Below are 23,514 nucleotides of genomic sequence, written 5' to 3' on the forward strand. Positions count from 1 at the left end.
CATGGGCATGCCACTACGCCAGTCGATCCGGCTGGGTGCGTTCCTGGCCAAGCAGAAGCTGCTGCGCAAGGAGAAGTTTGCGATCCTGGTCGAGCTGGAACCGTTGTTCGCGTGCAACCTCAAGTGCGGTGGCTGCGGGAAGATCCAGCAGCCCGCGCACCTGCTGAAGCAGCGGATGCCGGTGCAGCAGGCCGTGGGCGCCGTGGAGGAGAGCGGCGCGCCGATGGTGTCCATCGCCGGTGGTGAGCCGCTGATGCACCCGCAGATCCACGAGATCACGCGGATCCTGCTGGAGCGCAACAAGATCGTGTTCCTGTGCACGAACGCGCTGCTGCTGCCCAAGCACATCCACAAGTTCAAGCCGCACCGCAACTTCACCTGGATGGTCCACATCGACGGGCTCGAGGAGAAGCACGACGCGTCGGTGCGCAAGGAGGGCGGTTTCCAGGCCGCGGTCGACGCGATCCAGCTCGCGAAGTCCAAGGGCTTCAAGGTGATGACGAACACCACGTTCTTCAACACCGACACCCCGCAGGACGTCATCGACGTGCTGGACTACCTCAACGACGTGGTCAAGGTCGACAACATGCAGCTCTCGCCCGGGTACGCCTACGAGAAGGCCCCGGACCAGGAGCACTTCCTCGGGGTGCAGCAGACGCGGGAGCTGTTCTCCAAGGCCTTCGCCGACGGGCGCCGCAAGAAGTGGCGGCTCAACCACTCGCCCGTGTTCCTCGACTTCATCGAGGGCAAGCGGGACCTGGAGTGCACGCCGTGGGGGATCCCGTCGTACTCGCTGCTGGGGTGGCAGCGGCCGTGCTACCTGCTCGACGACGGCTACGCCAAGACCTGGCGGGAGCTGATCGAGGAGACGGAGTGGGACAAGTTCGGCCGCGGCAAGGACCCGAGGTGCGCGAACTGCATGGCGCACTGCGGCTACGAACCGACGGCCGTGATCGCGACGACGAGCAGCCTGAAGGAGACGATCCGCGCCGCCGTGAGCGTCTGAGCTGGTCCGGCCCCGCCTCCTCGTCCGGGGGGCGGGGTCAGCTCTCGAAGAACTGGTGGTCCACGGCGATGCGCCCGTCCGCGGCGAGGGTCAGGATCTCCAGTCCCGCGCTGCGCGCCTGCCCGGTGTCGTCGGCGAGCTCCCAGTTGAACTTGACGGTGTCGCCGAGGCGGTCGGTGTTGCCGAGGGCTCTGAGCGTGACGCCGGCGGGCGCCAGGAAGTCCTCTTGGCCGCGGCGCACGCGCTGTTCGATGGCGGCGTGACCGCGGGCCGCCAGGACCGCCTGGCCGAATCCGAGGGCGGCCGCCCGGTCCCGCATCTCCCGGGGCGGTTGCAGCAGGTGCACGCCGTCCTCGGACCACAGCAGCTCGATCAGCTTCCGGCGCGCGCTCGCGTCGGTTTCGTTCCACAGCGCGACATAGCGTTCGACGAGATCCATGGCGGAAGCTTCGCCGGAGCCGGGATTGCGGACAATTCCCGCGCGGGTATCAGCCGTGCGCCGCGGCCCACTCGGGGTAGCCGTCCTCCAGGCGCGCCGCCCGGCGGCCCGCCTCGGTGAGCAGCCGGACCGCCTCGTCCGCGTAGACGCAGTACGGGCCGCGGCAGTAGGCGACCACCTGGCCGCCGTCCGGGACCTCCGTCAGCCGCGCCCGCAGCTCGCCGATCGGGATCGACACCGCGCCCGGGATGTGGCCCGCCGCGAACTCCGGAGCCGGGCGCACGTCGAGCACCACCACGTCGCCGTCGCGGAGCCGCCGGTCCAGCTCGTCGCGCGTGATGGTGTCCAGGCCGGACCGGTCGCCGACGTAGTCCTCCGCGAGCCGGGCCAGGCCCTCGACGTGCTGCTCGGCCGCCGCGCGCATCGCCAGCCACAGCTGCGCCACCGCGGCGCCGGCCAGTGAGTAGAACACGCGCGTGCCCTCCCGGCGGGTCCGCACCAGGCCGGACCGCAGCAGCCGCTGCAGGTGCTGGGAGGTGTTGGCCACCGACTGGCCGATCTCGGCGGCGAGCTCGTCGACCGGCCGCTCACCCTGCACGAGCACGTCCACCAGCTCCGCGCGCCGCCCGCTGGCCAGCGCCTTCGCAGTCTCGGCCAGCGCGTCGTACAGCTCGGTCTTCGCCGCTCGGTCACCCACGCGACCAGCATATTCAAGAGAACTCTTGACAAGCAACCGGGCGCGGGTCTCTTATTCAAGAACTCACTTGAACAAGCGCGGAGGTGCGCGATGACCACCGGCGTGGACACCCGGGCCCTGGAGACCCGGGTCAAGCGGATGTACGAACTGGTCGCGACGGAGCCGGGCGCGGGGTTCCACTTCGAGCTCGGGCGCAAGGACGCCGTCTTCACCGAGGCCGCCCGGGTGCTGAGGCCGGCCGTCGCCGACATCGTCAGCGAACCGCCGCTGCCGGAATCCGTGGTGGGCAACGCCGCCGCCGCACGGGACCGCCATCGCGACGCCGGCGCGAACTACGGCGTGCGCAGCGTTTCCGTGCTGGCCACCAAACCGCGGCGGTGACCGATCATGTCCACTGTAGACGTCCTGCCCCTCGTGGACGAAGGGCTCGGCAACTCGGCCTACCTGGTCGACCTCGGTGACGGCCGGGCGCTGGTCGTCGACGTGAGCCTGGACCTGCGGGCCGCCCGGCGCGCGGCCGCGCGCCGTGGTTTGCGGCTCGCCTTCGCCGCCGACACGCACCTGCACGCCGACTTCGTCTCCGGTGCCCGGCAGCTCGCGGCCACCGACGGCGCCCGCGTCCTCGCCTCTGCCGCGGGGCACCGCGAGTTCACCCACGACGGCCTGCGCGATGGCGACGAAACCGACCTGGGCGGGCTGCGCCTGCGCGCCCTGTTCACCCCGGGCCACACCCACGAGCACCTGTCGTTCCTCCTGCTCGACGGCGCCGCCCCGGTCGGGGTGTTCACCGGCGGCTCCCTGATCGTCGGGGCCGCGGCCCGCACCGACCTGGTCGACCCGGCCCGCACCGACGAGCTGGCCCGCCGCCAGTACGCCTCCCTGCGGCGGCTGGCGACCCTGCCCGACGAGGTCGCGGTGTGGCCCACCCACGGCGCCGGCTCGTTCTGCTCCGCACCACCCGGCGCGCGGCGCACCAGCACCATCGGCGCCGAGAAGGCGAGCAACTCCTTGCTGCGCGCGGAAAACGAGGACGCCTTCGTCGCCGCGCTGCGGGGATCGCTGGGCAGCTTCCCATCCTACTTCCGGGAACTGGCCGACACCAACCGCCGCGGGGTGGTCCTGCCCGGTGATCCGGTCCTGCCCGGCCTCGACGTGGACCGGGTGCGCGCGCTGGCCGCCGACGGCGCGGTGGTGGTCGACGCGCGTCCCGCCGCCGACTTCGCCGCCGGGCACGTGCCGGGTGCGCTGTCGATCCCGCTGCGCCCGGCGTTCGCGTCCTGGCTCGGCTGGCTCGTGCCCTCCGATCGCCCGATCGTCGTCGTGCGCGGCGGCGACCAGGACCCGGCCGAAATCGCCTGGCAGGCGGTCAAGATCGGCCGCACCGGCCTGGCGGGCGAGCTCGACGGCGGGCTCGCCGCGTGGACCGCCGCCGGGCAGCCGGTGCGGCGCACGCGGGTCGTCACGGCCGACGGGGTCGGCGGGCGGCCGGTGCTCGACGTGCGCCAGGACGCCGAGTTCGCCGCCGGTCACCTGCCCGGCGCCCGGCATCGCGAGCTGGGCCGCCTCGACGGGCGTGAGCTGCCGCGGGAACCGCTGGTGGTGATGTGCGGCCACGGCGAACGGGCGATGAGCGCCGCGAGCCTCCTCGAACAGGCCGGCCACCGGGACATCTCGGTGGTGCTGGCGGGCGGCCCCGCCGAGTGGGCCCGCGCGACCGGGAACGCCCTGGTGACCGGCGCGTGACGGTCCGGCTGGGCCTGCGCGCCAACCTCGCCCAGTTCAGCCTCCTGGTCGCGGTCAACGCGCTGGTCGGCGGCGTGCTGGGCCAGGAACGGACCGTCCTCCCGCTGCTGGCGGGGCCGGTGTTCGGCCTGACCGGCTACACCGTCCTGCTCACCTACGTGCTCGCGTTCGGCCTCACCAAGGCCGCCGCCAACTACCTCGCCGGCACCCTGTCCGACCGCTACGGGCGCAAACCCGTGCTGCTCGCCGGGTGGCTGATCGCCGTGCCGGCGCCGGCGCTGCTCGCTCTCGCCCCGGACTGGGGCTGGATCGTCGCCGCCAACGTCCTGCTCGGTCTCAGCCAGGGGCTGACCTGGTCGACCACCGTGATCATGAAGATCGACCTCGCCGGCCCGCGGCGGCGCGGACTGGCGATGGGGCTCAACGAGGCCGCCGGGTACGGCGCGCTGGCGATCACCGCGGCCGCCACCGGCTACCTCGCCGCGCACTACGGCCTGCGCCCCGCCCCGTTCCTCCTCGGCGCGGCCTACGTCGCGCTCGGCCTCGGCCTGACCGCGGTGTTCGTGCGGGAGACACGCGGCCACGCCCGCTTCGAGTCCCGCGCCCACGCCGCCACCGGAGAACTGAGCGGCTGGGCCGTGTTCGCCCGCACCAGCGTGCGGGACCGCGCGTTGTCCGCGGCCAGCCAAGCCGGATTGGTGAACAACCTCAACGACGGCCTCGCGATGGGCCTGTTCCCGATCCTGTTCGTCGCCACGGGGCTGTCCGTGGCCGGCGCCGGCGTGCTCGCCGCGCTCTACCCCGCGGTCTGGGGCGCCGGGCAGCTCGTCACCGGCCCGTTGTCGGACCGCTGGGGCCGCAAGCACCTGATCACCGCGGGCATGCTGGTGCAGGCCGCCGCGCTCGGGCTGACCGCGCTCGCCACCGGTTTCGCGACCTGGGCGGTGGCGATGGTGCTGCTCGGCGCGGGCACCGCGATGGTCTACCCGACGCTGCTCGCGGTGGTCGGCGACGTCGCGCATCCCGCGTGGCGGGCCCGCGCCGTCGGTGTCTACCGGCTCTGGCGGGACAGCGGCTTCGCGGCGGGGGCGGTGATGTCCGGGCTCGCCGCCGATCTGTGGGGCTTGCGGGCGGCGGTGGCGCTCGTCGCCGTGCTCACCGCCGCCTCCGGGATCGCGGTCGCGATCCGCATGCCCGAAACCCGCCCCGGTTGACTACGGGATCAGCAGCACCTTGCCCGTCGTGCGGCGGCCCTGCAGGTCCTCGTGCGCCTTCGCGGCGTCGGACAGCGCGTACTTGGCGCCCACGCGGACCTTCAGTGCGCCCGAGGTGACCGCCTCGAACAGCTCGCCCGTGCGCCACTCCAGCTCCTCGCGCGTGCGCACGTAGTGGGCCGACGTCGGGCGCGTCAGGTAGACCGAGCCCGCCGAGTTCAGCCGCTGCGGGTCGACCGGCGGGACCGGCCCGCTCGCCGCCCCGAACAGCACCAGGAAACCCCGCACCCGCAGGCTCGCCAGGCTTCCGTCGAAAGTGGACTTGCCGACCCCGTCGTACACCGCGGCCACACCCTCGCCGCCGGTCAGCTTCCGGGCCTCCTCGGCGAAATCGACCTGGTCGTACCGGATCACCTCGTCCACACCGGCTTCGCGGGCCAGCGCCGCCTTCTCCTCGGTCGACACCGTGCCGATCACCCGCGCGCCCCGCGCCTTCGCCAGCTGCGTCAGCAGCAGCCCGACGCCGCCCGCGGCCGCGTGCAGCAGGATCGTGTCGCCCTCCTGCACCTCGTACGTGGACCGCACCAGGTAGTGCGCGGTGATGCCCTGCAGCATCGTCGCCGCGGCGGTCTCCAGCGACACGCCCTCGGGCACCGCGACCGCCGCGCTCGCCGGGATCCGGGCCCGCTGCGCGTACCCGCCGAGCACGCCCTGCCACGCCACCCGGTCACCGGCCGAGAAGCCCGTCACGCCCTCGCCGACCGCGGCGACCGTCCCGGCGCCCTCCATGCCCAGCGTGACCGGCAGGTCGATCTTGTAGATCCCGCTCCGCTGGTAGGTGTCGATGTAGTTCACGCCCGCGGCGGCCACGTCGACCAGCAGCTCGCCCGGCCCGGGATCGCCGACCTCGACGTCACCGGCCTCCAGCACCTCGGGTCCGCCGGTCTGCCGAATCTGCACTGCCGTGGGCATCGCCTGTGTCCTCCTGACGTGGTCGGGTTCACCTCGCACAACCGGGTGGGCCGCGCGGATCTTCCCTAAGATGCCGACATGGCTGAAGAGACCGAGGCACCGGCGCCCACCGCCAAGCAGCTTACGACCGCCCGCCGCTTCGTCGCCGAGCACGGCAAGCCGGCCAAGGCCGTCGTGGAGAACATCGGCCGCGCCGGGGCGCGCGTGGTGCTCGTCGGCCACGACGGCGCGATGGGCGACGTCGTCGTCCCGTCCGTGGAGACCGGCCAGAAGCTCGTCGAGGCCGTGGAGGACCTGGAACCGGCCGAGTGGGACGCCGAGACCGTCAACTCCACGCAGATCGGGCCCGGCCACCGTCGCCGGATGGCCGGGCACGCCCTGTAGGAACTAGGAGGCGGGTTCGAGCCGCTTCGCGGCGAGGCGTTCGGCGCGCGGCCACCGCACGTCGCGCGCCCAGCCCAGCTTCTCGAAGATCCAGATCACCCGCGCCGACACGTCCACCTGCCCGCGCAGCACGCCGTGCCGGGCGCACGTCGGGTCCGCGTGGTGGGAGTTGTGCCAGGACTCGCCCATGGACAGGATCGCCAGCGGCCAGAAGTTCGCCGCCTTGTCCCGGCTGGCGAACGGCCGGTCGCCGATCATGTGGCAGATCGAGTTCACCGACCACGTCACGTGGTGCAGGAACGCGATCCGCACCAGCCCGGCCCAGAAGAACGCGGTCACCGCGCCCCACCACGACCAGCTCAGCAGCCCGCCGAGCAGCGTCGGCAGGCCCAGGCTCAGCACGATCCACAGCCAGAACAGCCGGTTGACCACGCGCAGGTCGTCGTCGGCCAGCAGGTCCGGCGCGAACCGCTCGTAGTTGGTCACCTCACGCTGGAACATCCACCCCATGTGCGCGTGCCAGAAGCCGCGCAGCAGCGCCGCCGGGCTCGTGCCGAACAGCCAGGGGGAGTGCGGGTCGCCCTCGCGGTCGGCGAACGCGTGGTGGCGGCGGTGGCTGGCCACCCAGAAGATGACCGACCCCTGCACCGCCATGCTGCCGGCGATCGCCATGGCGACGCGCAGCGGACGGCCGGTCTTGAACGCGCCGTGCGTGAAGTACCGGTGGTAGCCGACCGTCACCCCGAGGGTCGCGACGACGTAGAAGAACACCGCCAGGCCCAGGTCGAGCCAGGTCAGGCCCCAGCCCCACGCCAGCGGAACAGCGGTGATCAGGGCGAGGAACGGGATCAGCAGGAACGCTTTGAGCACGATCATCTGACCGGAGGACCGGCGATGCGAGATCAGCGGTTTCGTCATGGGCGGCAGTAACCTCTCTCTCCGGCCCCACCGTACGGAGCCGTCTTGGCGAATACCCCCCTCGGGCGTTACTACCGCATGACGGGCGACGAAACCTCGCCCCAGCCGCGGTCAGCCGCGGGCCGCGGTCAGCTCCGGCTCGCGCGGCGCCGGGCCGGCCGAGGTGACCGGGCCGCGGTCGCGGCAGCCGCACCACAGTGCGGCGGTCGCCACGATCACCAGCGCCGAGCCCAGGACGTGCAGCGACACCAGCGCCTCCGGGATGCCGAGGGCGTATTGCACCGATCCCAGCACACCCTGCGCCAGCGCGACCACCCACACGATCGCGTAGCGCCGCCACAGCGCGGCCGGCGTGCCGCCGCGCATGAGCACCAGTCCGAAGGTCGCGAGCACCAGCAGGTAGGCGACCAGCAGGCCGCCGTGGACCTGCGCGAGGACCTCGATCGGCGCGTCCAGCCGGTGGGTCTCCGGGTCGCCGCCGTGCGGGCCCGCGCCGGTCACGGTGGTGCCGGCGATCAGGATCGCCCACAGCGCCACGACGAGCGTGACCAGCAGTTTCTTCGCCAGCGGCGGGATGAGCCAGCGGGCCGGCTGGTCGCCCTCGTTGAACGCGCGCAGCAGCAGCACCGCGAGCCACACCAGCGGGGTGGAGGCGAGGAAGTGGATCGCGACGGTCCACCACTCGAGCTTCGCGAGCACCGTGATGCCGCCGACCACGGCCTGCAGCACGACCCCGCCGGGCATCGTCCAGGCGAGCTTCACCAGGCGCTTGCGCTCGGGGTGGGCGATCTGCACGCGCCACGCGGCGAGCACCGCCAGCGCGGAGACCAGCACGACCACGACGGTGAGCAGCCGGTTGCCGAACTCGATCCACTGGTTGAGCGTGTCGAACTCGGGGTGCGCGACCGGCACCATGCTGCCCGGGAAGCACTGCGGCCAGGTGGGGCAGCCCAGGCCCGAACCGGTGACCCGGACGACCGAGCCGGTGACCCCGATGCCCGCCTGGGCCACGATCGCGGCGACGGCGATCGCGCGCTGCACCGGGCGCGACGGGTAGGGCAGACGGGCGATCAGGGAGCTCAGGGCCACAGCAACATCCTAGAGTTATGTCAGTTTTGTCGTTTTCGCGGCCACCGCTGCCGCCAGCACGCCCCACACGGCGAGCACGAGAACCGGGCCGACGGCGAACTGCCCGTCGACGAGCGCGGCGCGCAGTCCCTCGGCCAGCGCTCCGGACGGCAGGAGTTCGATCACGGTCGCGGCGGCCGACGGCAGCGTGGACGGCGCGAGCAGGATGCCGCCCGCGAGCAGCAGCACGAACCACACGATGTTGGCCAGCGCCAGCACCGCCTCCGCGCGCAGCGACCCGCCGAGCAGCACGCCCAGCGCGCCGAAGCTCAGCGTGCCGAGCACCAGCAGCACCACTGCCTCCGCGATGCCCGCAGGCGACGGGCTCCACCCGAGGAACGCGGCGACCACGCCGAGCACGACGACCTGCAGCAGCACCACGACCAGGGCCGCGACGATCCGGCCCGCGACCAGCAGCCAGCGGGGGATGGCGGTGGCCGACAGCCGCTTGAGCACCCCGTAGCGGCGGTCGAAGCCGAGCGCGATGGCCTGCCCGGTGAACGCCGACGACATGACCGCGAGCGCGAAGATCCGCGGCGTCACCCAGTCCGCTTTGGACACTCCGGCGAGGTCGCCGGACGGCAGGATGTCCAACACCGTCAGGCCGATCAGCAGGGCCAGCGGGATGAGCAGGGTGAGCAGGATCTGCTCGCCGTGCCGCAGCGTGAGGCTGGTCTCCAGCTTCGCGTGGGTGAGCAGCATGCGCGCGCGGCTGCCCGCGCCGGGCGCGGGGGTGAAGGTGCCGGCGGGGAACCGGGCCGGTGCGGTCACGAGCGCAGCTCCCGTCCGGTCAGTTCGAGGAAGACCTCTTCCAGGTCGCGCTTGCCGACGTGCAGCTCCTCGGCCAGCACGCCCTGTTGCGCGCACCACGCCGTCACCGTGGACACCACCTGCGGGTTCACCTTCCCGGAGACCTGGTAGCTGCCCGGCGCGGACTCCTTGACGTGGTAGCCCTCCGGCAGCGCGGCGGAGAGCAGGTCGGTGTCCAGCCCGGCGCGGGCCTTGAACCGCAGCTGCGCGGTGTCGGCGTCGTCGGCGGTCAGCGCGCTCGGCGTGCCCTCGGCGATGACCTTGCCGTGGTCGACGATCACCACGTCGTCGGCCAGCGCCTCGGCCTCCTCCATCAGGTGCGTGGTGAGCAGCACGCTCACGCCGTCGGCCCGCAACGCGCCCAGCAGCTCCCACACCAGGCGGCGGGCCTGCGGGTCCATGCCCGCGGTCGGCTCGTCGAGGAACACCAGCTCCGGCCGCCCGACCAGGGCACAGGCCAGCGACAGGCGCTGCTGCTGGCCGCCGGAGAGGCGCTTGAACGGGGTGCGGCGCGCGGGGGTGAGGCCGAGGACGTCGAGCAGCCACGCGGGGTCGAGCGGGTTGGCGGCGCAGGCGGCGACCAGGCCCAGCATCTCGCCGGCGCGGACGCCGGGGTAGGCGCCGCCGCCCTGCGGCATCACGCCGATGCGGGGGCGCAGCGCGGCGCCGTCGCGGACCGGATCCAGGCCCAGCACCCGCACCGAGCCGGAGTCGGCGCGGCGGAAGCCCTCGCAGATCTCGACGGTGGTGGTCTTGCCGGCGCCGTTGGGACCGAGCAGCGCGAGCAGGCGCCCGCGGTCCATCTTGAGGTCCAGGCCGTCGACCGCGGTCTTCGAGCCGTACCGCTTCACCAGCCCGGTGATCTCGACGGCAGGTGTGCTCACGACTGTCAAGCGTACGACCTCGGCTCAGGCCACCGGCTGCGGATCCCTCTTCAGCAGAAGAGGTGCCCTGCGCCACACGACGACCACCGCGACGGCGACGACGAGAGCCGCGGCCAGGTAGGCCTGCGGCACGACGAACGAGCGGCCGTCGAACGTGCTGCCCGGCGGCGCGGCGAGGAACGCGAGCGCGACGCTGGCGACGCTGGCGGCGACCCGGAAGCGGGAGGTGCCCGCCGCGGCGGCGAGCGGGATGACCGCCCACAGCAGCCACCACGGCTGCATCGCGACGTGCAGCATCATGAACGCGCCCAGCGACACGCCGAGGCCGATGATGGGCCGGTAGCGCCAGCGGAAGCTGTCCCAGAGGAACTTGGCCGTGATGAGCCCTGCCAGCGCGGTGCCGGCCAGCTGCAGGATGGACACGAGCGCGTTGGTGTGGTTGCCCAGGCCGAGCGCGATGCCCAGCACGCCGCCCAGGTTGGCCAGCTCGGCGGTGGGGGAGATCCAGCTGCGCACCAGGCCCGGCGTGCCGAGGGCGCCGACCCAGCCGAAGCCCAGCCCGGTGCCCAGGCACACGGCCACCATGACCACCGCGAACACGCCGGTGACCAGCGCCGCGGCGCGCAGCAGGTCGGTGATGCGGCCGTGCCAGCGGCGGGCGATCATCACGCCGAAGAAGCCCAGCGCGATGATGGCGTTGATCTTCACCGCCGCGCCGAGCGTGATGACGGCCGCGCCGAGCACGATGAACAGGACCTCGCCGCGGGCCAGCGGCGGCGCCGTGTCACCGGTGACGCGCACCGGGAGGCGGCGGATGCCCAGCTCGAGGCCGGCGACCATGAGGCCGATGCCGAGGGCTTCGTTGTGCGCGCCGGCGACCAGGTGGAACAACACGAGCGGGTTGGCCGCGCCCAGCCACAGCGCGGTGGCCGGTTCGACGCCGAAGCGCTGCGCCAGCCGCGGCAGGGCCCAGATGATCAGGGCGACGCCGGCCAGTGCCAGGGCGCGCTGCAGCAGCACGCCGGCGACGATGTTGTCGCCGACGATCGCGGAGATCCAGCTGCCCAGCTTGAGGAACAGCGGGCCGTAGGGGGCCGGGGTCTCGCGCCACATGTTGGACACGCCGCTGGTGAGCGGGTCGGCGACGCCGAGGGCCTGCGCCGGGCCCAGCGAGTAGGGGTCCATGCCGCGGTGCACGATCTCGCTCTGCGCCAGGTAGCTGTAGACGTCGCGGGAGAACAGCGGCGGGATGAACATCAGCGGCGTCAGCCACATGACGAGGGTGCGGGTGAGCTGCGCACGGCTGGCGAGGCGGGCGCGCCCCGGCCGCGCGAACCTGCCGAGCAGCAGCCAGCCCACGACGAGCATGCCCATGCCGGCGAAGCAGATCGCCAGCGAGACGGTGGGGATGCGGGCGAACAGGCGCAGGACGGGGATGTCCTGGACCGGGTTGAGCACCGGGGCCGCCCCCGCGCCCAGCGAGCCGAGCGCGAGCAGCAGGGCGCCGATCGTGCCGAGGCGGCGGATGATGTCGAGCGCGCGCAGTTCGCGCTGCTCCAGCGGCCCGGCCTCGGGGGGCCGCACCGGGGACAGCGGTACCGCCACCGCACCGCCACCGGTGCTCTGCTCGCCCAATGCCACACAGAGAGGGTATCGACGCCGCGAAGGGCTGTGGTGAAGGGCAGTTCACGAGCGCGAACACCGTGTCTGACGTGCGGTGGAGCAGGCCGCCGCCGCTCAGGGCGCGGTACGCGAGCCCTGGGGGACTTGCGGTGGTGGGTCGGGCGCGCGCCCCTGGGTGCGGAGCTCGCGGCGGGCGCGGGCGCGAGCCGAGCGGCCGGGCGCGCACGTCCGGCGGCGGGCGGCACGCCGCGCTCACCCACCAGAGTGATCCGGCCGACCTCGCCGACCGGCCCCGACCAGCGCCTACGCCTCCGGCGCAGTGACCCCGCTCACCGTGAGATGACCACTCTTTGCCTCCCCGCCCGAAATACGACACACTTATGTTGTGAAAAACAGCGGGACCACCCAGCACGAGGACGGCGCGAGCCGTCCCGGTGCCGTGGTGCCCGCTCAGGCCACCCCGGAAGGGCGGACTCGCCACGAGGTCGCCCGCCTCCTGCTGGAGGACGGCCCCATGACGGCGGGTGTCGTCGCCGAGCGGCTGGGCATCAGCCCGACCGCCGTGCGCCGCCACCTGGACGCCCTGGTCGCCGACGGGGAGGCCGAGACGCGGGACGCGCCCCGGCGCGGACCGCGTGGCCGGGGCCGCCCGGCCAAGCTCTTCCTGCTCACCGAGACGGGACGGGCGCGGTTCGGGCACGCCTACGACGACCTCGCGGTCGCCGCCATCCGGTTCCTCGCCGAGCACGCGGGCGAGGACGCGGTGCGGGCGTTCGCGGAGCGGCGGGTGGCCGCCCTGGTCGAGCCGCACCGGGCCGCGGTCAACGCGGCCGACGGCCCCGCACACCGGGCGGAGGCCCTGGCCGCCGCCCTGACCAGGGAAGGCTACGCTGCGTCCACCCGCCAGGTGGGCGCATCGGCCACCGGTGCCGGCGCGCAACTGTGCCAGCACCACTGCCCGGTCGCCCACGTCGCCGCTGAGTTCCCGCAGCTGTGCGAGGCGGAGACCGAGGCGTTCGCCAAGCTGCTGGGCACCCACGTCCAGCGGCTGGCGACCATCGCACGCGGTGACGCCGCGTGCACGACACACGTCCCTGCGGAAAATCCGCCGGGTCTGCAAGCGAAAGCTCCGGACGGAGGGGAACGCGAATGACTGCCGCTGCCGAGCAGCGCAATCCCACCACGACGCCGCTGTCCCAGGAAGAGACCATCGAGTCCCTGGGCAACTACGCGTTCGGGTGGGCCGACCCGGACGCCGCGGGCGCCAGCGCCCGCCGCGGGCTGAACGCCGACGTGGTGGCTGACATCTCCGCGAAGAAGAGCGAGCCGGAGTGGATGCTCGAGGCGCGCCAGAAGGCGCTGAAGCTCTTCGAGCGCAAGCCCATGCCGAACTGGGGCGCGGACCTGTCGGGCATCGACTTCGACAACATCAAGTACTTCGTCCGCTCCACCGAGCAGCAGGCCGCCAGCTGGGACGAGCTGCCCGAGGACATCAAGAACACCTACGACAAGCTGGGCATCCCGGAGGCGGAGAAGCAGCGCCTGATCGCCGGCGTCGCGGCCCAGTACGAGTCGGAGGTCGTCTACCACAAGATCCGCGAGGACCTCGAGGCCCAGGGCGTCATCTTCCTGGACACCGACACCGGCCTCAAGGAGCACCCGGAGCTGTTCCAGGAGTACTTCGGCTCGGTCATCCCGGCCGGTGACAACAAGTTCTCCGCGCTGAACACCGCGGTGTGGTCCGGCGGGTCGTTCATCTACGTGCCGCCGGGCGTGCACGTGGACATTCCGCTGCAGGCCTACTTCCGGATCAACACCGAGAACATGGGCCAGTTCGAGCGGACCCTGATCATCGTCGACGAGGGTGCCTACGTGCACTACGTCGAGGGCTGCACCGCGCCGATCTACAAGTCGGACTCGCTGCACTCGGCCGTCGTCGAGATCATCGTGAAGAAGGGCGGCCGCTGCCGCTACACGACCATCCAGAACTGGTCGAACAACGTCTACAACCTGGTCACCAAGCGCGCCAAGTGCGAAGAGGGCGCGACCATGGAGTGGATCGACGGCAACATCGGTTCCAAGGTGACCATGAAGTACCCGTCGGTCTTCCTGATGGGTGAGCACGCCAAGGGCGAGGTCCTCTCGATCGCCTTCGCGGGCGAGGGGCAGCACCAGGACGCCGGCGCGAAGATGGAGCACCTGGCGCCGCACACCTCCTCGACCATCGTGTCGAAGTCGGTGGCGCGCGGCGGCGGCCGCACCTCCTACCGCGGCCTGGTCAAGGTCGCCAAGCGGGCGCACCACTCCGCCTCCACGGTGAAGTGCGACGCGCTGCTGGTCGACACCATCTCCCGCTCGGACACCTACCCCTACGTCGACATCCGCAACGACGAGGTGTCGATGGGCCACGAGGCGACGGTGTCGAAGGTCTCCGAGGACCAGCTGTTCTACCTGATGTCCCGCGGTCTCACCGAGGACGAGGCCATGGCGATGGTCGTGCGCGGGTTCGTCGAGCCCATCGCGCGCGAGCTGCCCATGGAGTACGCGCTCGAGCTGAACCGCCTGATCGAACTGCAGATGGAAGGAGCCGTCGGCTGACATGACGGTGTCTGCTGAGAACACCGCTGCTGCCGCGGAGGCCGTCGTCCCGGCGGCCTCCCGCGCGGAGCGCTTCACCGGGTACGACGTCCAGGCTTTCGAGGTCCCCAGCGGCCGCGAGGAGAACTGGCGCTTCACCCCGATGAAGCGGCTGCGCGGGCTGCACGACGGCACCGCCACGGCCTCCGGCGAGGTCAAGGTCGACGTCGACGCCGCCCCCGAGGTGCGCGTCGAGACCGTCGGCCGCGAGGACGAGCGCCTCGGCCAGGCCGGCGTCCCGAGCGACCGGATCGCCGCGCAGGCGTACAGCTCGTTCGCCGCGGCGACCCTGGTGACCCTGCCCAAGGAGACCAAGGCGTCGAAGCCGACCGTGCTGCGGCTGACCGGCCCCGGCGAGGGCAACACCGCCTACGGCCACGTGCAGGTGCGCGCCGAGGCCTACGCCGAGGGCGTGGTCGTGCTCGACCACCTCGGCTCGGGCACCTACGCCGACAACGTCGAGTTCGTCGTCGGCGAGGGCGCCAAGCTCACCGTGGTCAGCGTCCAGGACTGGGCCGACGACGCGGTGCACGTCTCCGAGCAGCACCTGCGGCTCGGCAAGGACGCCACGGTCAAGCACATCGTGGTCACCCTGGGCGGCGACCTGGTGCGCGTCTCGCCGACCGCGACGTTCGCCGACCGCGGCGGCGACGTGGAAATGCTGGGCCTGTACTTCGCCGACGCCGGGCAGCACCAGGAGCACCGCCTCTTCGTCGACCACGCGGTCCCGAACTGCAAGTCGAACGTGATGTACAAGGGCGCGCTGCAGGGCGACGACGCGCACGCGGTGTGGATCGGCGACGTGCTGATCCGGGCCGCGGCCGAGGGCACCGAGACCTACGAGCTCAACCGCAACCTCGTGCTCACCACGGGCGCGCGCGCCGACTCGGTGCCGAACCTGGAGATCGAGACCGGTGAGATCGCCGGCGCCGGGCACGCGAGCGCCACGGGAAGGTTCGACGACGAGCAGTTGTTCTACCTGCAGTCGCGCGGGATCGAGGAGGAGCAGGCGCGGCGTCTGGTCGTCCGCGGGTTCTTCCACGAGATCCTGATGAAGATCGACGTTCCCGAGGTCCGCGAGCGCCTGGCCGAGGCGATCGAGGCCGAACTCGAAGCCGTCGGCAGCTGAGCCACTCCTTCCACCACGAGAGACAGAGACGAAAAGGGCCATGGCCACACTGGAAATCAAGGACCTGCACGCGAGCGTCACCACCGACGAGGGCGCCAAGGAGATCCTGAAGGGCGTCAACCTGACGATCCGCTCGGGTGAGACGCACGCGATCATGGGCCCGAACGGCTCGGGCAAGTCGACCCTGTCCTACGCCATCGCCGGCCACCCCAAGTACGAGGTGACCTCCGGCGAGGTGCTGCTGGACGGCGAGAACGTGCTCGACATGAGCGTCGACGAGCGTGCGCGCGCCGGGCTGTTCCTGGCGATGCAGTACCCGGTCGAGGTGCCGGGCGTGTCCATGTCGAACTTCCTCCGCACCGCGGCCACCGCCGTGCGCGGCGAGGCGCCGAAGCTGCGCCACTGGGTCAAGGAAGTCAAGGACGAGATGGCCAAGCTGGAGATCTCGGCCGAGTTCGCCGAGCGCAGCGTCAACGAGGGCTTCTCCGGCGGTGAGAAGAAGCGCCACGAGATCCTGCAGCTGGCGCTGCTCAAGCCGAAGATCGCGATCCTGGACGAGACCGACTCCGGCCTGGACGTCGACGCGCTGCGGATCGTCTCCGAGGGCGTCAACGAGTACAAGGCCAACAACGAGGTCGGCGTCATGCTGATCACGCACTACACGCGGATCCTGCGCCACATCACGCCCGACTTCGTGCACGTCTTCGCCGACGGCAAGGTGGTCGAGTCCGGCGGCAAGGAGCTGGCGGACGAGCTGGAGGAGAACGGCTACGTCAAGTACACCGGCAAGAAGGAAGCCGCGGCGGTCTGACGTTTTTGCTGTGTTGTGCGGGACACCCGCACCCGGTCGGCACATCCAGGCGGCTTCGCAATTTTCGCCCGGATGTGCCTCCGAGCCCGAACTGACACCGCGAGAGAGGAGTTGGCGCGCATGACCACCACAGCCGCGGCCAACACGCCTTTGGACGTCGCTGCGCTGCGCGCCGACTTCCCCATCCTGTCGCGCACCGTGCGCGACGGGAAACCCCTGGTGTACCTGGACTCCGGCGCCACCTCGCAGCGGCCCACCCAGGTGCTGGACGCCGAGCGCCGGTTCCTGGAGACCTCGAACGCGGCGGTGCACCGCGGTGCGCACCAGCTCGCCGAAGAGGCGACCGACGCCTACGAGTACGCCCGTGCCCGCACCGGCGAGTTCGTCGGCGCGGACCCGGGCGAGCTGGTGTTCACCAAGAACGCCACCGAGGGCATCAACCTGGTCGCGTACGCGATGAGCAACGCGGCCACCGCGGGACCCGAGGCCGAGCGGTTCCGCATCGGGCCGGGCGACGAGATCGTCATCACCGCGATGGAGCACCACGCGAACCTGGTGCCCTGGCAGCAGCTGTGCCAGCGCACCGGCGCGACGCTGCGGTGGTTCGACCTCACCGACACGTTCCGGCTGGACCTGTCCAACCTGGACGAGCTGGTCAACGAGCGCACCAAGATCGTCGCGTTCGCGCACCAGTCCAACGTGCTCGGCACGATCAACCCGGTCGAGCCGATCGTCCGCCGGGCCCGCGAGGTGGGCGCGCTGACGCTGCTGGACGCGTGCCAGTCGGTGCCGCACTTCCCGGTCGACTTCCACGCCCTCGGGGTGGACTTCGCGGTGTTCTCCGGGCACAAGATGCTGGCGCCGTCCGGCATCGGCGTGCTCTACGGGCGCCGTGAGCTGCTCGAGGCGATGCCGCCGTTCCTCACCGGCGGGTCGATGATCGAGCTGGTCAGCATGGAGCGCACCACGTTCGCGCCGCCGCCGCAGAAGTTCGAGGCCGGTGTGCCGATGACGTCGCAGGCCGTCGGGCTCGGCGCCGCGGTGGACTACCTGACCGCGATCGGCATGGAGCGGGTGGCCGCGCACGAGCACGCGCTCGTCGAGGCCGCGCTCGCTGGGATCGCCGAGATCCCCGGCGTCCGGCTGATCGGTCCCGGGGACAGCGCCGACCGCGGCGCGACCGTGGCGTTCGTCGTCGACGGCGTGCACCCGCACGACGCCGGCCAGGTGCTGGACAGCCTGGGCATCGCCGTGCGCGTGGGACACCACTGCGCGTGGCCGCTGCACCGGGTCTGCCAGGTGCCCGCCACCGTGCGGGCGACGTTCTACCTGTACAACGATCTGTCCGAAGTGGACGCGCTGCTCGGTGGTGTCCGCGAGGCGCAGAAGTTCTTCGGGGTGGCGTAGGTGAACCTGGAGAGCATGTACCAGGAGATCATCCTGGACCACTACAAGAACCCGCACGGCCACGGCCTGCGGGAGCCCTTCGACGCGGAGTCGTTCCAGGTGAACCCGACCTGCGGCGACGAGATCACCCTGCGGCTGAAGGTCGAGGGCGACAAGGTCGCCGACGTCTCCTACGAGGGGCAGGGCTGCTCGATCAGCCAGGCGTCGGCGTCGGTGCTGACCGATCTGGTGACCGGTCACACGGTGTCGGAGGCACTGTCCACGATGGACACCTTCGTGGAGATGATGCAGAGCCGGGGCCAGATCGAGCCGGACGAGGATGTGCTGGAGGACGCGGTCGCCTTCGCCGGGGTGTCGAAGTACCCGGCGCGGGTGAAGTGCGCCCTGCTGGGCTGGATGGCGTTCAAGGATGCGCTGACCCGCACGAACGGAGCCGAGAAGTGACCGAGGAGCAGACGCGCGAGGGCCGCACCGCGGAGGACCTGCCCGAGCAGGCGCAGCCGCCCGCCGCGGACGTGGCCAAGATCGAGGACATCGAGGAGGCCATGCGGGACGTCGTCGACCCCGAGCTCGGCATCAACGTGGTCGACCTCGGGCTGGTCTACGACATCCGCGTGGAGCCGGACAACACCGCCACGATCGACATGACGCTGACGTCGGCGGCCTGCCCGCTGACCGACGTGATCGAGGACCAGACGGCGTCCGTGCTGGTCGGTCAGGCCGGCGTGGTGAAGGACTTCCGGATCAACTGGGTCTGGATGCCGCCGTGGGGCCCGGAAAAGATCACCGACGACGGCCGGGAGCAGCTCCGGGCGCTGGGCTTCACCGTCTAGAGCTGGATTTCCGCCCGCGGAACACCGCCGCCGCACTCGGGCCCACCAGGGAACTCGAGCCGCGCGGCGGTGTTCTGCGTTGTGGGGGTGCCGCCCGGCAGGACGACGGTGACTTCGTAGGGACCGACGCGAAGGTCGTCGAACGCGGCGAACCCCGCCCACCCGGTGTCCTGCGGAGCGAGTGACGCCTGTTCGGTCCGGCAGACGCCGTCGCGGCACGCCGTCACCGTCGCGGCCGTGATGACCTGGCCGGGCCGTGGCCCCACGTCGAGCCAGATCCCGGGAACCAGGGCCACGGCGGGACACGGCCGCTGGAGGGCCTCAGTGGTGTGCGGCGCTCCGCCGCAGCCCGCGAGGACGGCCAGCGCCAGCAGGAGTGCCGCGCGCATCGTCTACCCCCGGTTGTTCACCTGCGGGACGTCGCCGCAGTCCGCGAGGATGGCCAGCAGGAGTGCCGGGTGGTTCCGCATCGTCAACACCCTGACGTTCGCGTGCGGTACGCCGCCGGAAGCTGCGAGAACGGCCGAGGCCAGACGGAGCGCCGGGCGAGTCCGCATCGTCTACTCCCGGTTGTTCGCCTGCGGAACGCCGCCGTAGGCCGCGGGGGCGGCCAGCAGTGCCGGGCAGTTCCGCACCGTCTACCCCCGACGTCCGCGTGCGAAACGCCGCCGCAGGCTGCCAGGGCGGCCAGCAGTGCCGGGTGGTTCCGCATCGTCTATACCCGGATGTTCGCCTGCGGAACGCCGCCGCCGCAGTCCGGGCCGTTCGGGTACACCAGCTCGGCGGCGGTGGCCTGCGTCGTGCGGGCCAGTTCCACCCCGGCCGCGTTCGTCAGCACCACCGTGATCTCCACCGGCCCCTCCCGCAGGTCGGGGACGTCGACGAAGGCGTACCACCCACCGGTCTCCACCACCCGCGCCGAGCACGTGTCGTCGGGCCCGGTGCCGGTGCAGCCCTGCGGTTCGGCGGTCGTCGCGCGGTGCAGGTCCGGCCGCCAGGTCCGGCAGTCCGCGCCCCAGCAGGCGGTCACCTCAGCGCCCGCGACATCCGCCCGCGGCGCGACGTCGAGACTGATCCCCGGCATCGCACCGATCAGCGTGCAGGCCCGCTCACCGCCCGCCGCACCCTCCGACGCCCCGCACGCCGTCAGCACAGCCAGCCCGAGCGCCAACACCGGCAACATCCGCATGCTTCCCAGACGGACCACGCGGCCCGCCGGTTGCACGCCTCCCCGGCACTGCTCCGGCACGCTCACCGCGACCACCTGTGCAGTACCGGCCGACGGGCTGCGCCCCTACCCGGCGCGGCTCAACCCCACCGGCCCCACCGGCCCCGCTGGCCGTTGCTCCGGCAGCGCGTGCCGCGAACGGCCGCGCAGCACCTCGACCCGCTCCGAACCAGGACGGCCCAGCACCCAGCTCGACCCCGGCACCGACTTGGCCTGCTTCTTCAGCGGCGCCAGCAGCCGCGACGCCTCCCGGTAGGACTCGATCGTCGCCGTGGCGCAGACCAGCGTCGCCAGCGACACCGTCACCGGCATGCCCTCCGCGCTCCACGGCGTGTCCAGCAGCGCGCCCGCGATCGTGCCGATCTCGTCCACGTCGCAGGCGATCAGGAAGTCGTCGCCGCCGACGTGGCTCACCACCATCCTCGGCAGCCGCGACGCCAGGTCCGTCAGGGTGCGGCCGATCGCGCGGATCAGGTCGTCCCCGGCGGCGAAACCGGCGTTGTCGTTGACCGCCTTGAACGAGTCGACGTCCAGCCACGCCGCGACGAACGCCTCCCGGCTGCCGATCCGCCGGTCCACGTCCCGCGCCACCGTGTCGCTGCCCGGCAGCCGCGTCAGCGGGTTCAGCGCCGCCGCCTCCTCGACCTTCGCCTCGGCCACCCCGCGCACCACCTCGGTCACCAGCACCACACCGAGGCAGCGGCCCGCGTCGTCGACCACCACCACGTCGTCGCCGGTGCGGCCCCAGTCCGCGTCGGTCACCAGCTCCAGCAGCTCAAGCGCGCCCGCGTCGGCGTGGATCGTGTGCGGGCTGTCGGCGAGCCGTTCCGCGCTGCGCTTCGCGTGCAGGGCGTGCCCGTACGGCCCGGTGACCGACACCAGGAACCGGGTGCGGTCGATCGACCACCGCGGCCGCCCGTCGGCGTCGATCCCGACGATGCCGCTCGGCGCGTCGCCCGCGGCCAGCGCGGTGCGGACGTCGTCGCAGGTCGCGTCGTGCGGCAGGGTGCTCGCCGGGCGCAGGAAGTCCCGCACGCGCGGCGTGGTGAGCGGCCCCGGCGTGAGGCGCTCCTCCGGGTCGGGGATCGCCGGGGTCAGCAGGTGCCCGAGGTTCACCCCGTCCCGGGCGGGGGCGAACAGGTTGCCCTGAGCGATGCGCACCCCCAGGCGGCGCACCGCTCCCAGCTGCGCTTCCGTCTCGACCCCGGTCGCGACCAGTCGCGCGTTGGTCCGGGACGTGAAGTGCAGCAGGGATTCGACGACCGCGACCGAGCCGGCGTCACCGGGCAGCCCGCGCAGCACGCTGCGGTCGAGTTTGAGGACGTCCACCGGCGCGGCCGCGAGCATCGCGAACGGCAGGTCGCCGCGGCCGAGGCCGTCCAGCGCGAGCCGGAAACCCAGCTCGCCGAGCCGGTGCAGGCCGGCGAGCAGCTGTTCGGGCCACACCGAGCAGAACGGCGGCCCGACCTCCAGCACCACCTCGCGCGGCCGCTTGCCGACGCGGGCGAGGGTGTCGAGCAGGGGATCGACCGCGGGCGCGGCCGCAGTGGCGGCCGTGATGTTCAGGTGCAGCGGCAGCAGCGTCTGCTGGTCGGCTTCCGCGCGGACGGCGTCGCACGCCAGCGCGATGTCGGTCTCGACGAGGCGCCGTTCGCGACGCGCGGTGTCGAGCAGTTCGTGCACGGACCCCTCGGCGGGGCGGGCCAGCGCTTCGAGCGCGACCATGCCGCCGGTGTTCAGGCTGTAGAGCGGCTGGAAGGCGAACCGGACTGGGCGCACGGACCGATCTTCGCTGGTGAGGTGGTCGCATTGAAAGAGATGTCGACTGATGTTCACCTGCGGGGCGGGCAGCGTACTCCCGCGGGGGTACGGGCGGGACAGATACGGTGATGCGCATGGAACCCGATCCGCGGACGCTACGCCGGGAGAACGCCAGCGAACCGGCGTGGTCCGACCTGGCCGACAACCCCTTCCGGGCCGACCGGGACCGCATCGTGGTGTCGCCGTTCTTCGCCCGGCTCGGCGGCGTGACCCAGGTGGTCAGCGCGGCCGGGTCCGGTCTGCTGCACAACCGGCTCACGCACAGCCTCAAGGTCGCCCAGGTCGCCCGCGCCATCTCGCAGCGGCTGCTGTCCTCGGTGGACTCCGCCGAGCTGATCGGCAAGCTCGGCGGGCTCGACCCGGACGTCGCCGAGGCCGCCGCACTCGCCCACGACCTCGGGCACCCGCCCTTCGGGCACCTGGGGGAGCAGGTGCTGGACCGCATCGCCCGGCACCGGTTCTCGCTGCCGGACGGGTTCGAGGGCAACGCGCAGACGTTCCGGATCATCACCACTACCGACGTGCGCGGCCCGGCGGCGGTCGGCCTGGACCTCACCGCGGCCGTGCGGGCGGCGGTGCTGAAGTACCCGTGGGCGCGGCTGCACTGGCCCGACCCGCACCCGGCCGCGATGCGCATCCCGCCGCGGGGCGCCGCCGAGCCGGACGAGGCGCCGGGCACCGGGTCGAGCAAGTTCTCCGCGTACTGCACGGAGCTGGACGACGTGGTGGCCGCGCGCAGGCCGTTCGCCGGGCGGATCGAGCCGTGGCAGCAGACCGTCGAGGCGTCCGTGATGGACACCGCCGACGACCTCGCCTACGCGATCCACGACATCCAGGACTTCCACCGCATCGGGGTCCTGCAGCACGCGCCGGTGGCCGCCGAGCTGGGGGAGTGGCTCGACCACGCGGTGGAGCTGGCCGGACTGGACAACGCGACGCTCGCCGCGCAGATCCGCCGCCCCGGCCGGTCGCTGGAGCAGCTGCGGCGCCGCATGCACGCCAAGGACGCGTGGATCGTCGACGACGACGCGTTCGCCCACGCGGTGTCGCGGATCCGGGCCGAGCTGGTCGACGGCCTGCTCGCGGAGCCGTTCGACGGTTCGATCGAGGCGGAGCAGGCCACGGCGGCGTTCTCCGCGCGGTGGACGCACCGGCTGGTGGACGGCGTGATCGTGCTGCCGTCGCCGTCCACCCGGGCCGGGCACGTGTCGCTGCGGACCGCCCAGTGGCACGAGGTGCAGGTGCTGAAGTTCGTGCACCGCCGGTTCGTGCTGCTGCGCCCGGAACTGGCCCTCCACCAGCGCGGACAGGCCTCGCTGCTGACGACGCTGGTCGACGCGCTCGACGCGTGGCTCGCCGACCGGGACGAGGTCTCGCGCCTGCCGAGGCGCCTGCACGACCTGGTCGAGCTGGCGCAGTCGGAGTTCGAGGACCTGGCCCGGAACGCGCCCGAACTGCTGGTCGGAGCGACGGGCGAGCCGGTCGCGGGCGCCGACGCCGTGCGCGGGCTGGCGAGGGGCCGCGCGGTGATCGACTTCGTGTCGTCGCTGACGGACAAGCAGGCGGTCAGCCTGCTGGACGCGCTCTCCGGCCGATCCGGCCAACCGTGGTCGGACAGCTTCGTGCTCTGACCAGCACACCACCCAGCAACCAACCGCCGGCCGGCAACGAAAGCAAGCCGACTACCCCAACCAGACCTCCCCCGCCCCCGATCCACAGCCGATCTTCAGTCGCCGACCAGGGTTGTCAAGGCACGCTTTCCCGCCTTGACAACCCTGCTCGGCGACTGAAACACACTCAGGCATCGGGGGCGGGGGTGGTCGGAAGGTG

General features: G+C 72.2%; 24 protein-coding genes. 13 read left to right on the forward strand and 11 right to left on the reverse strand.

Going from position 1 to position 23,514, the window contains the following annotated elements; genetic code table 11:
• The first annotated feature begins 1 nt into the window (after position 1).
• Positions 2-1,006: an adenosyl-hopene transferase HpnH gene (hpnH, locus tag L2C96_RS33290; RefSeq protein ID WP_020421274.1), complete on the forward strand. Its 1,005-nt coding sequence runs from the start codon at positions 2-4 to the stop codon at positions 1,004-1,006.
• Positions 1,007-1,043: 37 nt separating this feature from the next.
• On the opposite strand, the gene L2C96_RS33295 is transcribed toward hpnH, so the two are convergent.
• Positions 1,044-1,445 carry a hypothetical protein gene (locus tag L2C96_RS33295; RefSeq protein WP_237339007.1) on the reverse strand — a complete coding sequence of 134 codons (402 nt, stop codon included), beginning with the start codon at positions 1,443-1,445 and terminating at the stop codon, positions 1,044-1,046.
• 49 nt (positions 1,446-1,494) lie between these two features.
• The gene (locus L2C96_RS33300; RefSeq protein WP_237339008.1) at positions 1,495-2,142 is read right to left on the reverse strand and encodes an ArsR/SmtB family transcription factor; all 648 of its coding nucleotides are present in this window, start codon (positions 2,140-2,142) and stop codon (positions 1,495-1,497) included.
• Between the two features lie 90 nt (positions 2,143-2,232).
• On the opposite strand from L2C96_RS33300, the gene L2C96_RS33305 reads away from it, so the two are divergent.
• The 3 genes from L2C96_RS33305 to L2C96_RS33315 are packed head-to-tail and all read left to right on the forward strand — an operon-like array spanning position 2,233 to position 5,099.
• A complete protein-coding gene (locus L2C96_RS33305; RefSeq protein WP_237339009.1) occupies positions 2,233-2,523 on the forward strand; it encodes a hypothetical protein in 291 nt (96 codons plus the stop codon).
• A 6-nt stretch (positions 2,524-2,529) separates the two neighbouring features.
• Entirely contained in the window at positions 2,530-3,885 is a 1,356-nt protein-coding gene (locus L2C96_RS33310) for an MBL fold metallo-hydrolase (protein ID WP_237339010.1), read from the forward strand.
• A complete protein-coding gene (locus L2C96_RS33315; RefSeq protein WP_237339011.1) occupies positions 3,882-5,099 on the forward strand; it encodes an MFS transporter in 1,218 nt (405 codons plus the stop codon). Before L2C96_RS33310 ends, L2C96_RS33315 begins: the two co-directional genes overlap by 4 nt.
• Here the strand turns inward: L2C96_RS33315 and L2C96_RS33320 are convergent, their stop codons facing one another.
• On the reverse strand, positions 5,100-6,071 hold the full coding sequence (locus tag L2C96_RS33320) for a quinone oxidoreductase family protein (protein ID WP_237339012.1): 972 nt from the start codon (positions 6,069-6,071) through the stop codon (positions 5,100-5,102). It abuts the gene before it with no gap.
• Between the two features lie 78 nt (positions 6,072-6,149).
• Between L2C96_RS33320 and L2C96_RS33325 the strand changes: the two genes are divergently transcribed.
• Positions 6,150-6,455 (forward strand): hypothetical protein, encoded by a 306-nt coding sequence (locus L2C96_RS33325; protein WP_237339013.1) that lies wholly within the window; start codon positions 6,150-6,152, stop codon positions 6,453-6,455.
• Between the two features lie 3 nt (positions 6,456-6,458).
• Here L2C96_RS33325 and L2C96_RS33330 read toward each other — a convergent pair whose 3' ends face one another.
• The 5 genes from L2C96_RS33330 to mptB form a co-directional block, all read right to left on the reverse strand.
• Entirely contained in the window at positions 6,459-7,373 is a 915-nt protein-coding gene (locus tag L2C96_RS33330) for an acyl-CoA desaturase (RefSeq protein ID WP_020421266.1), read from the reverse strand.
• A 111-nt stretch (positions 7,374-7,484) separates the two neighbouring features.
• Positions 7,485-8,462 (reverse strand): COX15/CtaA family protein, encoded by a 978-nt coding sequence (locus L2C96_RS33335; RefSeq protein WP_237339014.1) that lies wholly within the window; start codon positions 8,460-8,462, stop codon positions 7,485-7,487.
• A 15-nt stretch (positions 8,463-8,477) separates the two neighbouring features.
• Entirely contained in the window at positions 8,478-9,203 is a 726-nt protein-coding gene (locus L2C96_RS33340) for an ABC transporter permease (protein ID WP_237339023.1), read from the reverse strand.
• A 65-nt stretch (positions 9,204-9,268) separates the two neighbouring features.
• Positions 9,269-10,195, reverse strand: a complete 927-nt coding sequence (locus tag L2C96_RS33345) for an ABC transporter ATP-binding protein (RefSeq protein WP_237339015.1) — start codon at positions 10,193-10,195, stop codon at positions 9,269-9,271.
• A gap of 24 nt (positions 10,196-10,219) precedes the next feature.
• Entirely contained in the window at positions 10,220-11,830 is a 1,611-nt protein-coding gene (gene mptB / locus L2C96_RS33350; protein ID WP_237339024.1) for a polyprenol phosphomannose-dependent alpha 1,6 mannosyltransferase MptB, read from the reverse strand.
• Positions 11,831-12,203: 373 nt separating this feature from the next.
• On the opposite strand from mptB, the gene L2C96_RS33355 reads away from it, so the two are divergent.
• From L2C96_RS33355 to L2C96_RS33385, 7 genes are all read left to right on the forward strand, one after another.
• The gene (locus L2C96_RS33355) at positions 12,204-12,971 is read left to right on the forward strand and encodes a helix-turn-helix transcriptional regulator (RefSeq protein ID WP_020421261.1); all 768 of its coding nucleotides are present in this window, start codon (positions 12,204-12,206) and stop codon (positions 12,969-12,971) included.
• Positions 12,968-14,416 carry a Fe-S cluster assembly protein SufB gene (gene sufB, locus L2C96_RS33360; RefSeq protein WP_020421260.1) on the forward strand — a complete coding sequence of 483 codons (1,449 nt, stop codon included), beginning with the start codon at positions 12,968-12,970 and terminating at the stop codon, positions 14,414-14,416. The genes L2C96_RS33355 and sufB overlap by 4 nt, the downstream gene beginning before the upstream one ends.
• A 1-nt stretch (position 14,417) precedes the next feature.
• A complete protein-coding gene (gene sufD, locus L2C96_RS33365) occupies positions 14,418-15,584 on the forward strand; it encodes a Fe-S cluster assembly protein SufD (RefSeq protein ID WP_020421259.1) in 1,167 nt (388 codons plus the stop codon).
• A 40-nt stretch (positions 15,585-15,624) separates the two neighbouring features.
• Positions 15,625-16,395: a Fe-S cluster assembly ATPase SufC gene (gene sufC, locus L2C96_RS33370; RefSeq protein WP_237339016.1), complete on the forward strand. Its 771-nt coding sequence runs from the start codon at positions 15,625-15,627 to the stop codon at positions 16,393-16,395.
• A gap of 120 nt (positions 16,396-16,515) precedes the next feature.
• Positions 16,516-17,802, forward strand: coding sequence for a cysteine desulfurase (locus tag L2C96_RS33375; protein ID WP_237339017.1), 1,287 nt, complete (start codon positions 16,516-16,518; stop codon positions 17,800-17,802).
• The gene (sufU, locus tag L2C96_RS33380; RefSeq protein ID WP_017982994.1) at positions 17,803-18,246 is read left to right on the forward strand and encodes a Fe-S cluster assembly sulfur transfer protein SufU; all 444 of its coding nucleotides are present in this window, start codon (positions 17,803-17,805) and stop codon (positions 18,244-18,246) included. It begins immediately after the preceding gene.
• Entirely contained in the window at positions 18,243-18,635 is a 393-nt protein-coding gene (locus L2C96_RS33385; RefSeq protein ID WP_020421256.1) for a metal-sulfur cluster assembly factor, read from the forward strand. The genes sufU and L2C96_RS33385 overlap by 4 nt, the downstream gene beginning before the upstream one ends.
• Here L2C96_RS33385 and L2C96_RS33390 read toward each other — a convergent pair.
• The 3 genes from L2C96_RS33390 to L2C96_RS33400 form a co-directional block, all read right to left on the reverse strand.
• Positions 18,632-19,024 carry a hypothetical protein gene (locus tag L2C96_RS33390; protein WP_237339018.1) on the reverse strand — a complete coding sequence of 131 codons (393 nt, stop codon included), beginning with the start codon at positions 19,022-19,024 and terminating at the stop codon, positions 18,632-18,634. The two genes, L2C96_RS33385 and L2C96_RS33390, sit on opposite strands and share 4 nt — an antisense overlap.
• 326 nt (positions 19,025-19,350) lie before the next feature.
• On the reverse strand, positions 19,351-19,818 hold the full coding sequence (locus L2C96_RS33395; RefSeq protein WP_237339019.1) for a hypothetical protein: 468 nt from the start codon (positions 19,816-19,818) through the stop codon (positions 19,351-19,353).
• A 111-nt stretch (positions 19,819-19,929) separates the two neighbouring features.
• Positions 19,930-21,642, reverse strand: a complete 1,713-nt coding sequence (locus L2C96_RS33400) for a GGDEF domain-containing protein (protein ID WP_308191200.1) — start codon at positions 21,640-21,642, stop codon at positions 19,930-19,932.
• A gap of 110 nt (positions 21,643-21,752) precedes the next feature.
• Here L2C96_RS33400 and L2C96_RS33405 point away from each other — a divergent pair, with 110 nt between their 5' ends.
• A complete protein-coding gene (locus L2C96_RS33405; protein WP_027936326.1) occupies positions 21,753-23,315 on the forward strand; it encodes a deoxyguanosinetriphosphate triphosphohydrolase family protein in 1,563 nt (520 codons plus the stop codon).
• Positions 23,316-23,514: the final 199 nt, after the last annotated feature.

Source organism: Amycolatopsis tucumanensis (genome assembly GCF_021654135.1).
GTDB lineage: Bacteria > Actinomycetota > Actinomycetes > Mycobacteriales > Pseudonocardiaceae > Amycolatopsis_E > Amycolatopsis_E tucumanensis.

What these genes read in the sequence shown, in the direction of transcription:
- hpnH (WP_020421274.1), top strand. Translation starts at nt 2, where the DNA reads ATGGGCATGCCACTACGCCAGTCGATCCGGCTGGGTGCGTTCCTGGCC.
- L2C96_RS33295 (WP_237339007.1), bottom strand. Translation starts at nt 1,445, where the DNA reads ATGGATCTCGTCGAACGCTATGTCGCGCTGTGGAACGAAACCGACGCG.
- L2C96_RS33305 (WP_237339009.1), top strand. Translation starts at nt 2,233, where the DNA reads ATGACCACCGGCGTGGACACCCGGGCCCTGGAGACCCGGGTCAAGCGG.
- L2C96_RS33310 (WP_237339010.1), top strand. Translation starts at nt 2,530, where the DNA reads ATGTCCACTGTAGACGTCCTGCCCCTCGTGGACGAAGGGCTCGGCAAC.
- L2C96_RS33320 (WP_237339012.1), bottom strand. Translation starts at nt 6,071, where the DNA reads ATGCCCACGGCAGTGCAGATTCGGCAGACCGGCGGACCCGAGGTGCTG.
- L2C96_RS33325 (WP_237339013.1), top strand. Translation starts at nt 6,150, where the DNA reads ATGGCTGAAGAGACCGAGGCACCGGCGCCCACCGCCAAGCAGCTTACG.
- L2C96_RS33330 (WP_020421266.1), bottom strand. Translation starts at nt 7,373, where the DNA reads ATGACGAAACCGCTGATCTCGCATCGCCGGTCCTCCGGTCAGATGATC.
- L2C96_RS33340 (WP_237339023.1), bottom strand. Translation starts at nt 9,203, where the DNA reads ATGCTGCTCACCCACGCGAAGCTGGAGACCAGCCTCACGCTGCGGCAC.
- sufB (WP_020421260.1), top strand. Translation starts at nt 12,968, where the DNA reads ATGACTGCCGCTGCCGAGCAGCGCAATCCCACCACGACGCCGCTGTCC.
- sufD (WP_020421259.1), top strand. Translation starts at nt 14,418, where the DNA reads ATGACGGTGTCTGCTGAGAACACCGCTGCTGCCGCGGAGGCCGTCGTC.
- sufC (WP_237339016.1), top strand. Translation starts at nt 15,625, where the DNA reads ATGGCCACACTGGAAATCAAGGACCTGCACGCGAGCGTCACCACCGAC.
- L2C96_RS33375 (WP_237339017.1), top strand. Translation starts at nt 16,516, where the DNA reads ATGACCACCACAGCCGCGGCCAACACGCCTTTGGACGTCGCTGCGCTG.
- L2C96_RS33390 (WP_237339018.1), bottom strand. Translation starts at nt 19,024, where the DNA reads ATGCGCGCGGCACTCCTGCTGGCGCTGGCCGTCCTCGCGGGCTGCGGC.
- L2C96_RS33395 (WP_237339019.1), bottom strand. Translation starts at nt 19,818, where the DNA reads ATGTTGCCGGTGTTGGCGCTCGGGCTGGCTGTGCTGACGGCGTGCGGG.
- L2C96_RS33405 (WP_027936326.1), top strand. Translation starts at nt 21,753, where the DNA reads ATGCGCATGGAACCCGATCCGCGGACGCTACGCCGGGAGAACGCCAGC.